The organism is Candidatus Polarisedimenticolia bacterium (assembly GCA_035764505.1).
Classification (GTDB): domain Bacteria; phylum Acidobacteriota; class Polarisedimenticolia; order Gp22-AA2; family AA152; genus AA152.
On sequence record DASTZC010000064.1, the window covers coordinates 1 to 10,622 of the forward strand.

Annotated in this window: 9 protein-coding genes and 1 tRNA gene; 5 read left to right on the forward strand and 5 right to left on the reverse strand. The window is 65.9% G+C overall.

The annotated features are described in order from the left end of the window. Both nrdR and VFW45_04500 read right to left on the reverse strand, forming a co-directional pair. A partial coding sequence (nrdR, locus tag VFW45_04495; protein ID HEU5180026.1) for a transcriptional regulator NrdR occupies nt 1-285 on the reverse strand: 285 nt, incomplete at its 3' end. Continuing rightward, nucleotides 282-1,304: a lysylphosphatidylglycerol synthase transmembrane domain-containing protein gene (locus VFW45_04500; protein ID HEU5180027.1), complete on the reverse strand. Its 1,023-nt coding sequence runs from the start codon at nt 1,302-1,304 to the stop codon at nt 282-284. The genes VFW45_04500 and nrdR, both read right to left, overlap by 4 nt. 217 nt (nt 1,305-1,521) lie before the next feature. Between VFW45_04500 and VFW45_04505 the strand changes: the two genes are divergently transcribed. Beyond that, entirely contained in the window at nt 1,522-1,734 is a 213-nt protein-coding gene (locus VFW45_04505; GenBank protein ID HEU5180028.1) for a DUF5668 domain-containing protein, read from the forward strand. Beyond that, entirely contained in the window at nt 1,731-3,056 is a 1,326-nt protein-coding gene (locus VFW45_04510) for a DUF4097 family beta strand repeat-containing protein (GenBank protein ID HEU5180029.1), read from the forward strand. Before VFW45_04505 ends, VFW45_04510 begins: the two co-directional genes overlap by 4 nt. 45 nt (nt 3,057-3,101) lie before the next feature. Here the strand turns inward: VFW45_04510 and VFW45_04515 are convergent, their stop codons facing one another. The 3 genes from VFW45_04515 to VFW45_04525 all read right to left on the reverse strand — a co-directional run bounded on the left by VFW45_04515 (nt 3,102) and on the right by VFW45_04525 (nt 6,257). After that, the gene (locus tag VFW45_04515) at nt 3,102-4,841 is read right to left on the reverse strand and encodes an NFACT family protein (GenBank protein ID HEU5180030.1); all 1,740 of its coding nucleotides are present in this window, start codon (nt 4,839-4,841) and stop codon (nt 3,102-3,104) included. A gap of 11 nt (nt 4,842-4,852) precedes the next feature. Continuing rightward, nucleotides 4,853-5,362: a CarD family transcriptional regulator gene (locus VFW45_04520; protein ID HEU5180031.1), complete on the reverse strand. Its 510-nt coding sequence runs from the start codon at nt 5,360-5,362 to the stop codon at nt 4,853-4,855. Nucleotides 5,363-5,459: 97 nt separating this feature from the next. Next, complete coding sequence (locus tag VFW45_04525) at nt 5,460-6,257, reverse strand: hypothetical protein (GenBank protein ID HEU5180032.1); 798 nt, start codon at nt 6,255-6,257, stop codon at nt 5,460-5,462. A gap of 168 nt (nt 6,258-6,425) precedes the next feature. Here VFW45_04525 and VFW45_04530 point away from each other — a divergent pair. From VFW45_04530 to VFW45_04540, 3 genes are all read left to right on the forward strand, one after another. Further along, nucleotides 6,426-6,511, forward strand: a tRNA-Leu gene (locus tag VFW45_04530). 236 nt (nt 6,512-6,747) lie between these two features. Further along, entirely contained in the window at nt 6,748-9,168 is a 2,421-nt protein-coding gene (locus VFW45_04535) for an ABC transporter permease (protein HEU5180033.1), read from the forward strand. Nucleotides 9,169-9,486: 318 nt separating this feature from the next. Further along, nucleotides 9,487-10,572: a PDZ domain-containing protein gene (locus VFW45_04540; GenBank protein HEU5180034.1), complete on the forward strand. Its 1,086-nt coding sequence runs from the start codon at nt 9,487-9,489 to the stop codon at nt 10,570-10,572. Nucleotides 10,573-10,622 lie beyond the last annotated feature (50 nt).

Here is a 10,622-nt window from a genome sequence, read left to right on the forward strand (position 1 = left end):
GAGCATATTCTCGATCTCATCGACCACGCCTTCGAGGGCTGAAACGGGGACCGGCCGCTTCTCGCAGGCCTTCACCAGGCCGTTGAGCAGCTTGTTGCGGTCGAAGGGCTCGCGGCGGCCGTCCTTCTTGACGACCATGTAGGGAATCTCGTCGACCCGCTCGTAGGTGGTGAAGCGGCGCGCGCAGGAGAGGCATTCGCGGCGCCGGCGCACCACGCGCCCCTCCTTCCCTTCGCGGGAGTCGACGACCTTGTCCTCGGGATGTCCGCAGAACGGACATTTCACGGCGACGTCTCCTTCTCCTTACGAATCATGCGACCCACTTGTCCCACGGTCATACCCTCGGTCCAGATGAGAATGGCCCCCAGGATTACGACCGGGATCACGGCGATGAACCATTGCGCCCAGGCCACCGCGAGCGCCTTGCCCGATTCCACCCGGAAGATGCCCGTCAGGCAGAGCTTCCCCATCTCCTGATAGCCGCCGACGCCTCCCGGCGTCGGCACCGAGATCCCGACGGCGAGGAAGGCGATGAGAAGAAAGACGTCCGCGAAATCCATGGACACGTCGAAGGCCTTCAGGCACGACAGGATGCTCAGGTCGATGAGCACCCAAGACGCCAGCGTGTAGAGCATCCCGACGACGAGCGCTTTGGGCCCTTTCAGGATCTCGAAGCCGCGCACCAGCGCATGGAAGAAATCGACCACACGGCGCGGCCAGCGCTCCGGATGCGTCCTTCTCTCGAGGTTCTGGAACAACGGCTCGCGGGCAAGCACGGCGGCGTACAGCGCCACCACGCCCGCCAGCACAGCGATTCCCAGCACCGTCCGATAGGTCCGGAACTGGGCGATCCAGCCCGAGCCGTCGGCGGGAAGGCGATCCGAAAAGGCGATCAGGTAGATCGAGAGCAAGAGCAGCACCGCGAGAAAGTCCATCATGCGGGCCACCGCCACGGTGCCGATCGCGGAGCCCTTGCTGATTCCCTCGCGCCCCGCCAGCAGTATCGGCCGCGCCAGCTCGCCGATCTTCCCCGGCAGGATATAGGAAAGCATGAATCCGATCACGGTGCAGCTGAAGAGATTTCGCAAGCTGATGGCCGGCTTGAGGTGGCGCGTCAGCGCCCGCCACCGCAGGGCCCTGCCGAAAAAGCTCACCAGTCCCAGAATCACCGCCAGGACCACGTACCCCACGTGGGCCTGTGACAGGGAACGAGCCACCTCCGACGGATGGACGTCGCGAAAGCCGAACCAGATCAGACCGACGGAGAGGATCAGGCTGACGGAGAGGTTGAAGGTGCGCTTCATGCTGGAGCAGGGTCCCCGCGCCCGATGCGACGAAGGTCAAGGCGGTGCGTGGCTCTCGAGGGATCGAATCTTCCTGGCCCGGAGTGGCCTCACGAAGCGCTGGAGCCAAATCGGCCGGGAATGTACACTAGCGTTCCGGGGGGCGTCAACCGAGCCTGCGGCATGAACTTTTGCCGGGAGCTTTCCGTTTAGCACGGTTGGAAGGGGGGTGCCGAGCATGGCCGTCCGGAACCGAAGCGAGTCGTTGACCTGGGGACTCGTGGTGCTGCTGCTGGGAGTCCTGCTCCAGATCCATTACCTGAAGCCGGAGCTGGACATCCTCGAGAATCTCTGGAAATTCTGGCCCGTCCTGATCATCGTCATGGGAGTGAACAAGCTGGTCCGCTACTTCTCCGCCCGGGAGACGGAAGGGACCGAGCCTCCCAAATGACCCGCCGCGATTTCGGATTGCTCCTGCTGATCCTGCTGCTCGGCGCGGGCGTCACGATCGCCCACAAGGCCAAGGCACGGCTCGCCGGGTCGAACGTCCGCATCGAGGGCCTCGAATTCCTGGAGGGGCCGCTCCACACCTTCAGCGAATCGAGCGAGGCGCCGCTGGGTGCCGGCGCGCGGCTGACGATTGAGGCGGGCCGCGGGGACGTCGAGATCATGACCTGGAGCGAGCCGAAGGTACGGGTCGAAATGAAGAAGCAGATCCATCGCGAGCGTGAAGAAGAGGCGGCCAAGGCCGCCGCGCAGCTGAAGCTTCAAGTCGGCCCGGCGTCCGATGGCGTGCTGGCGCGGGTCACGGGATCGCGGCCGACGCGCCTGGAAACGTCGCTGACGGTGATGCTGCCGGCGGACAGCCGGCTGCAAGTGATCACCGACGACGGATCGGTGGTGGTGCACGGGATCGCGAAGGACGTGCTGGTGAAGACGGCCCACGGCGACGTGCAGGCGGCGGAGCTGGGAGGCGGCATCGAGGTGGTGAACGAGGACGGATCGATCGACCTGCGCCGGGTCCGGGGCACCGCCACGCTGCGCACGGCCCACGGCGACGTCAATGTCGTCGACCACGAAGGCTCCGTCGAGATTCATGCGACCGACGGCAATGTGGTGCTCGAGCGCGTCGCCGGCCCCATCGTCGTGGACGGGGCACACGGGAGGATTCGGGTGTCGGAGGCGCGCTCCGAGCTGCACGTCACGGCGGTCGATTCGGAAATCGAGATCGCCGACGCGGGGGCGGCGGTGGACCTGGTCGACGAGCACGGCAGCGTGCGGGTGGAGCGTGCCGCGAGAGACGTGCGGATCAACGCCCCGCATTGCGACGTGAGCGTGGCCGACATCCAGGGAGGGCTCACGGCGACGGTCGAATCGGATTCGCTGCGCGCCGAGCGGGTGCGCGGCGCCGTCAAGGTCCAGGCCACCGCCAGCGAGGTCCGTCTTGAGGATGTAGCGGGCGCCATCGTCGTGACCGGCACCCACACTCCCGTGGAAATCGTCCGGCCCGGATCGGATGTCGAGGTGACGACGACGAACCAGGAGGTCCGCCTCTCCGCGCCCGCCACCTCGGGCTTCCGCCTGGACGCCCGCGCCGAGCAGGGAGAGGTGGAAAGCGACCTCGAGGGGCTTCACGTACCCGGCGACCGCCCCTCGCATTTCGCGGGAAATGTCGGCGATGGCCGGCGACGCTACCGGCTGGCGACCTCCAACTCCACCATCTCGGTGCTCTCGGCCCCTGCCGCATCCGAAGACGGCGACTCGGACAACTGATCCCACCCGCCCTCAAACCGATAGCGTTCTGCGCCGGCGCTTCCTTCACTCACCCTGACCGCCACCCGGTATCCCGGGCTCCACCTCGAGCGTACGATGGTTGCGCAGGCTGACCAGCCCCGGGGCGTATCCCTTTCCCTTGCGAACGTGCTTGCGCAAGGTGAAGTGGACCTCGACTTTCCCTTTTCCCTTCGCGCGGCTGTAGTGCGCCGCGATGCGGGCCGCCGAGAGCGCCACCGACTTCGGCAGCTCCTTCAGTCGCGCCGGGTTCCTGACCACCACGTGAGCCCCGGAATGGCCGGCGGCGTGAAACCAGAAATCGTGCGGCGCGGCGACGCGGAAGGTGAGATGGTCGTTGTCGCGGCTGGTCTTCCCCACCAGGATCACGAAGCCGTCCTCGGTACGGTACTTCCGGATGCCGGGGTCGTTCTCTGGCGCCGGCGGCTCCTTCACCCCCGGCTTCCGGGGGGCCGGCGACAGGAGCCGCTCGCCGATCAGGACCTTCTCGACGGCCTCCAGATCGACGAGGGATCTGGCCTCGGAGAGACGCTGCTCCCATGCCGACAGCCGCGAGGCCTGTGAAGCGACCGCTTGCAGCCGCTCGCGGATCTTCTCAGCGCCGCGCCGCAGCTTGCGCGCGCGGGCGTAATGCCGCTCGGCATTCTCCCGGGGCGTCAGGGCCGGATCCGCGGGAATCCGCACCACGCGTCCCGCCTCGCCGTAGAGATCGGGGACCTCGATGACGGCGCCCGCCACGCGCGCCGACGGACAGGCCAGGATCAGATCGCCGAACCGCTGGTGCTCCTCGGAACGCTGTGTCTCGGCGCGCTCCTGGTCGAGCTTCGCCGCGAGCCGGGCGAGCCGGGTCTTCTCCCGGTTCAAGACGCCGCCGAGCTTCTCGCGGCGCTCGCGGGCGGCTTGTTGCGCCTGGACGATCTGCGAGAAGACGCGCACCGCTTCCTCGCAACCGCCGAAACGCGCCTGCGGCGGCGCGGGGGGATGCTCGAGCGGCAGCGGCGAGAGGACGACCGGCGCGCGATGAGTCGCTGCGCCGGAAAGCAGCTCGTCCGCAGGAAGCGCGGCGTAGATGACGGGCTCGAGACGACCCGCATCCGTGACTTCGAGCAGCCGGCGCAGCTCGGCGGCCGGATCGGAGAGAGCACCGGGGCGATGGGGGAAATCCTCCGCCAGGGGCGGGCTGAGGAACTGCAGGATGCCGGTCGCCGCCTGCTCGACCGGCAGCGACCGATCGTAACGCTGCAGCATCGATTCCACCCGCCGCGGATCGAGCGAGGCTCCTTCCAGGCCCGGGCGCGGCAGCGGAGGCTGGTAGGGCTTCCCCTCCTCGGGCCTGCGGAAGGCGCTGGCCATCCTGCGGGCGTAGGCGATCACCCGACTCTCCGAATCCAGCAGCAGCAGATTGGCCGACTTCCCCAAGAGCTCGGCAACCAGACGCCGCCGGTCTCCCGACGCGCTCTCCCAATCCATTTCCACGACGCGGTCGGCGCCGCGGCGCCGCACGGAGATCAGGGCCGCGCCTTCCAGCTCGCGCGCCGCGATCCCGGAGAAGGGATCCGGCGGCGCCGTCTCGGGAGTGTCGCGATGCGGCAGCCGGTACAGGGCGGGAAAGGGGGTATGCAGGGAGATTCTGAGGTTGTCTCCCGCCGCGGTGGCGAAGCGCAGCAGGTAATCCGCCTCACCGAGGCGATCCCAGCGCAGCAGGGATCTCCCCGAAAGGGCCCGGTCCAGGGTCCGGACGACCCCCTCGAGGATCAGGCTGTCCATCGTGGAATGGTTTAGTGGTCTTGGACGTTCTTCAGGGAGCGGGCGACGGCCTTCTCGACTTTCTCTTCGACGACCGCCTCGGCGACCTTCTCCACCTCGGCGATCTCGCTGACCACCAGGTAGCGCGCCTTGTCCAGCATGCGGCGCTCGCGGTAGGAGAGATTCTTCTTCTGGCTCAGGAGGCTGAGGTTCTTCAGGACCGCGGCGACCTCCAGGATCTCGCCGGTACGCATCCGGTTGGAATTGTCCTGGAAGCGCCCTTTCCAGTTCGAGTGGCTGGCGATCTGGCCGTCCTCGAGGATCCCGTAGACCTTCTGGATCTCCTTGCGGGCGATGACGCGTCGCAGGCCGACCTGATTGATGTTGGCCGCCGGAACCATCACGGTGCTGTCGTTGGCGAGAATCCGGAGGCGGTAGAACGAGCCGTTGCTCATACCGTCGGAGCTGATGATGCGGATTTCTTCGATGATGCCGATCCCGTGGTTGGGATAGACGACCTTATCCCCTATCTTGAATTCCAATGGGAGCCTCCGTCCTAAGGCGCGTCGTCGAGGTACTCGGCTGAATTGCCTGAGATTTTAGCCCTTTCAGCGCCTCGCTGTCAATTTGCGAGGGTGATCAGAAGGCGAGAAGCAGCGTGGCGAAGGGGCCGTTGGTCTGGAAATCCACCACGCCGAAGTCTTCCAGCGTCGAATCATTGACACTTTGGCGGTATCCGAGGACCAGACCGACGAGAGGAGCGAAATGGATCTCTGCCTGGCCGCGGGCGTCGTAAAAGCGGTAGTCGTTGCCGCTCAGCGCCAGGTTCATCCCCAACGCCTCGGCCGAGAAGGCGAGCCAGGGGAAGGGGGTGAAGGAGAAGGAGGCTCCGATTACCGGGAAGGTCCCGCCGCCGCTTGCGTCGCGCTGGATGCCGGTGAGGCTGGATTCGACCTCGGATCGGACGGTGAAGCGCTGGGCTCCGAGCGGTATGCCGAACCGGAAGGTGGGGGACTGGATGAATTCATAACGGTAGAGGAGCGAGTCCTGATCCAGCTCGACCTTCGTCTTCACCGTGTCGCCCGGGGCGAAGAGCGCATCGGCGAAGACCAGCGGGCTTGTGAGGAGCGCTTCACCGGTGCGCTTACTGTCGTAGAAGGTATAGAGAATGTAATGCTTCTGCGGCAAGTGCAGCCAGATACGCCCCTGGGTCAGGGTGTCGTCCGGGTCCAGCCCCAGATCATCCTGCAGGTCCGTCTCGGTCCCATTCGAGAGGTCGCCATCGACTCGCTGCGTGCCGCTGAGCTCCTGCTTCCATTCCATGATCTCGAAGCCGATCAGCTCTTGCGCGCAGGCCGGCCTGGGTAGAGCGATCGGAGCCAGGAAGGTCACTACCATGGCAAGGATGCGCGCCCGCCGGCGCGCCGAATGGCTCATCGCGTCACCTCCGCGGCGCATTATAGGGAGATGCGCGAAGCGACGCCAACGAAACGGGAAGCGATCTCCTTCTCGGAGAAGCGAGATAGGGCCGGAGAGAGGGGTTTTGTCTCCCCGGGCTCTGCGGTTGCTAGCGATGAAGCCGATCCGCTAACCTTGCGCGCCAGTGCCGGAGTGGCGAAATGGCAGACGCAGGGGACTCAAAATCCCCCGAGGGCAACCTCATGTCGGTTCGACTCCGACCTCCGGCACCACGATTTTCGACCCTTCCATCCATGCATACCCCGACTGTATCGACCCCTTCGCCGGCCGGATGGCGACCTTGGTTCCCGCACATCAGGCAGATAATTCAACCCTTTTGCCTGGAAGCCAGGTCTAGAATCCGAAGCGAGAACCCAGAGCCTGGTTTCAGCGTTATACCAAGCAGCGGGCGTCCGTCTGCAATGAATCTGCATCTTCCCAGGACGGCTCCAACCCCCAGGAGATAGTCATGGAGATACTTTGGCAGGACATCAAGTTCGGCGCGCGGATGCTCCTCAAGTCCCCAGGCTTCACCTTCCTCGCCGTGCTGACCCTCGGTCTCGGGATCGGGGCCAACACCGCCATCTTCAGCCTCATCAACGGCATGCTGCTCAAGCCTCTCCCCTATCCGGAAGGAGAGAGGATTCTCTGGGTCTCGGAATGGGCGGAGCAGGTGCCGGAGATGAGCTTCTCGATGGAGAACTTCAAGGACCTGCGCGATCAGAACAAGACGCTGGAGGCCGTCATGGCCTACCGCGGTAGCACTCTCGTCATGACCGGAAGCGAGCGGGCGGAGCGTCTCAACGGGCGGGAGGTGACTTCGGGGATCTTCGACACCCTGCGCGTGAAGCCTCTCATCGGACGTCCCTTCACGGCCGAGGAGGACAAGGTCGGCGCCGAGCGGGTCGCCTTGCTGGGCGAAGGGTTCTGGACCCGGCGCTTCGGCCGCAACCCGGATATCCTCAACAAGCCGATCGTCCTCAATGGGGAGCCCTTCACGGTGATCGGCGTGATGCCCTCAAAGATGCACACCTCCCTGCGCCTGACGGATGTCTTCACGCCGCTGTTGCGCCGCGAAGACGAGCTGGGCGGGGCCAACAACCGGGGGGATCATCCCGGGATTTATGTCTACGCGCGCCCGAAGCCCGGCGTCACCGAGGAAGAGGCCCGTACCGAGATCGTGGGAATCGCCAAGCGCCTCGCCGAGACCTATCCCAACTCGAACGCCCGGCAGAGCATGACGGTCAAGAGCCTGCATGATGTCCTGGTCGAGGAGTCGCGTCCCCGCCTTTACGTGCTGTTCGGCGCCGTCCTTCTCGTCCTGCTCATCGCCTGCGCCAATGTCGCCAACCTGCTCCTGGGCAAGGCCACCACGCGCCGCCAGGAGATGGCCATCCGCAACGCGCTCGGAGCCGGCCGGTGGCGCCTGGTGCGCCAGCTCCTCACCGAGAGCGTGCTGCTCTCCTGCGCCGGTGCTTTGCTGGGGATCCTGTTCGCCTACTGGGGTGTCCGCGGACTGCTGGCAGGGTTTCCGGAAAACACCTCGCTGACCGAGGGCATCGCCATCGACGCTCCGGTTCTCCTGTTCACCATCGGCACGGCGCTGCTCACGGGGCTCCTCTTCGGCCTGGCGCCGGCCTGGCAGGCCTCGCGTTCCGAGGTTCACACGACCCTCAAGGAAGGTGGACGGACCGGCCAGGGCCGGGGGCATCACCGGATCCATGGATCGCTCATCGTCCTGGAGACCGCCATGGCGCTGCTCCTGCTGCTGGGGACCGGGCTGATGCTCAAGAGCTTCTGGCGCGTGCTGACGGCCGATGGCGGATTCGACCCACACGGTGTCCTCACGGCCGCGGTCTCGGGGCCCGACCTCAAGTACAAGGAGCCGGAGCAGCGCCGGGCCTTCATCGAGCAGGTGGTGAGCAAGGTCCAGGCAATTCCCGGCGTGGAACACGCCGCCTCCGCGCTCCCTCTTCTGGGAGGGTGGCAGAGCGGCTTCCTCATCGAGGGGAGACCGGAGCCGCCTCCGGGCCAGGGTCCTTCGGCGGACATCACGCGCATCAGCCCCGATTATTTCCGGATCATGGGAATCCGCCTTCTCAAGGGGCGTACCTTCGACGGGCAGGATCAGGCCGACTCGCGGCCGGTCTGCATGATCGACGAGACCTTCGCGCAGAAGCACTATCCCGGGGAGGATCCCGTAGGGAAGCGCTTGAGGTTCCACGGCGACGACCCGGCCAAGAGCCCCTGGATGGAGATCGTGGGCGTGGTCAACCACGTGAAGCATTACGGCGTGGATCAGGACTCCCGCATCGAGATGTACCTTCCCTATACCCAGAGCCCGATCCCTTCCTTTACCATCCTGGCGAAGACCACGGGGGATCCCTCGCGCCTCACCTCCGCCATAGCAAAGGCGGTGGCCAGCGTCGATGCGGAGGTGCCCCTCTATGCGGTGCAGACCCTGGAGAGCATTACCTCCGACCGGGTCGCGGAGCGCCGGCTCGCCGCGATCCTGATCACCATCTTCGGCGTTTTGGCCTTGTTGCTGTCGGCGGTGGGAATCTACGGAGTCATGTCGTTCGCTGTAACACAGCGGTCGCACGAGATGGGCATCCGGATGGCACTCGGCGCCCAGCGGCGCGACATCCTCCGGATGGTGATCGGCAGCGGCATGCTCCTGGCTTTCCTGGGGCTGGGCATCGGGTTCCTGGCGGCCCTGCTCGGGATGGCGCCTCTGGTCTCCTCGGTGCTCTTCCAGGTCACCGCCACTGATCCGCCGACCTACACCTTTTCTCCGGTGATCCTGCTGGCGGTCGCCCTGATTGCCTGCTGGCTCCCGGCGCGCCGGGCGACACGGGTCGACCCGATCGTTACCCTGCGCTATGAATAGCGGGGCCACGGCAAGCCCCCGCGCCGGGGCCCGACCGGCTTTCATCCGGAGCGCCACCTCGGGGAGGACCTGGAAAGGCTTTCATCCTTTTACTCGTTGGATCGGTCAGAGAATAGTGGAAGGTGAGTCGTTGGGACTCGCCCCCCAGGGTGCCCAACCAGTACAGGAGGAGACTGAATGGTCGTCAAGTCGTTGAAAGGCTTAAGCGTAACCAAACCGTTGTCCGTCATTGCCCTTCTCCTCCTTCTGCTCCCTTCGGGCGGCAACGCAGGATCGACCGCTCCTCCGGCGCCTCCGGCTCCGGCGGTTCCGGCGGTCATGCGAGCCCCGGCTCCCCCCGCGGCGCCGGCGACCCCCGAAGCCGATGACGATGACCGGCACAAGAAGCGCGGCTGGCTCGGAGTCTTCCTCGATGAAGACGAGGACGGCGTGCGCATCACCGGCATCAAGGAAGGCAGCCCCGCGGAAAAGGCGGGATTGAGGGAAGGCGACAAGATCGTGGAGGTCGACAACAAGCCGATCGAGGACGACGGCGACATCCGGCGGATCATCCGCAGCCTCGAGCCCGGCGACCATGTCCAGATCGAAGTGATGCGGGACGGCAAGCGGAAGACCGTGACCGCCACCCTGGGCGAGGCGAAAGAGGTGTGGCATGAAGGCGGCTTCCCCGGCTGGGGTCAGGCCATGGACCCGGGACAGTGGCAGATGTTCGGCGTATCGCGCACCTACCTGGGGGTCCGCGTGCAGGGAATGACCGAAGAGCTGCGGACCTACTTCAAGGCGCCGCGCGGCCGTGGTGTCCTGATCAGCCGGGTCGAGGAAGACACTCCGGCCGGCAAGGCGGGACTGCGGGCCGGCGACGTCATCATCGCCGTGGACGGCAAGGGAATCGCCGCGCAGGGCGACATCGGATCGGCGCTCAGCGATCGGGAGCCGGGCGACACCGTCGCGGTGAAGATCGTCCGGGACGGCGTGGAGAAGACCATCGACGTCGAGGTGGCGGAGCGGCCGGAGCACAAGCGCCACGGCTCGCTGATGGCGCCCACTCCGCATCCGCACCATGACCAGGGCTGGGCCGACGAGGACGATGACCAGGACAACCTCGAGATCGAGGACCTGGATGACGCACCCGACGACGGACGGATGCAGATGCAGTACCGGCGGGCCCTGGAGGAGGCACACCGGGCGCTGGCCGAGTCGATGATGCAGCGCGACGAAGTTCAGCGCCAGATCAAGCGGGAGCTCGAGAATGCCATGCGCCAGACCGAGCTTGCCCGCGTCGATCCCGAAGCGATCAAGATGCAGATCCGTGCCCAGATGGACCAGGCTCGCGAGCAGATGCGTCAGGCGGCCGAGGAGCTGCGCCGCGCCCGCATCCTGCAATACGAAGATAACGGCATCTGAAAGAAGCTTTCTCTCCGCTTCCTCCGGAGAGTGGGGCGCCGACCCCCGAG